The organism is Saccharothrix sp. CB00851, from assembly GCF_001905065.1.
In the GTDB taxonomy this organism is placed as follows: Bacteria; Actinomycetota; Actinomycetes; order Mycobacteriales; family Pseudonocardiaceae; genus Actinosynnema.
The window spans coordinates 1-686 of record NZ_LWLC01000052.1; the positions used below are offsets into that span (position 1 = coordinate 1).

General features: G+C 65.6%; 1 protein-coding gene. It reads right to left on the reverse strand.

The genetic code is table 11. The features are described from left to right. Positions 1 to 28 precede the first annotated feature (28 nt). The coding region (locus tag A6A25_RS36990; protein WP_158073891.1) for an RNaseH domain-containing protein at positions 29 to 686 on the reverse strand (658 nt) is incomplete at its 5' end.

A 686-nucleotide genomic window follows, 5' to 3' on the forward strand; every position in this document is an offset into this window, starting at 1 on the left:
TCATGATCTGCCGCACCGCTTCCCACAATTAGGAGACGCCGCCTAGTCCCGTCAGGCTGCGGAGGAGTTCCGGGTAGGGAACCCACGCGGTCATGTCTGCTGTGCGCCCCATGATGCAGTCCTGGCCGGGGCGGCTCAGGACGGCGACCGGGGTGAACTGGGCCTTCTGCGTTGGTCCATCGACACGTCGCTTGACGAGCCAGAACGCCAATTGGTTCAGGTTCTTCGGGATGGCGTCACCGAGTGTGTGCTCGGGGATGAAGCGCATGCCCAGTTGTCGCAGGCCGTCTCCCCAAGCTGCTTCAGCGCGGAACTCGGCGTCGTCCTCCTCGGCCTCCAGGTCAGGGGGGCGGATGAACTGGCTCACTGCGCCCGCGTCAGCGCAGCCGAGCCGGATGGCGAATTTCGGATCAGTCCTCGGCTTCGGGAACTTGTCGGGACCCTCGAGTTCGACCAGGACCAGTGGTGGGCGTTCGGCGATGCTGTCGCACAGCGCAGCCACCGCGGTCTTCACCTGTTCGCGACGTTGCCGGATGGCCTCGTCGAACTCCTTGCCGCTGCGAGGTGCCTTTTCGTTGTCGCCTAGCGGCCCACCGAGGCTTCCGAGCGAGCGCGTGTGCAGTCGAACGGTGAGTTCCCGAGACTCCCAGGAGTACAGCTCAGGACCGGCCTCACGCCGGTGCTCG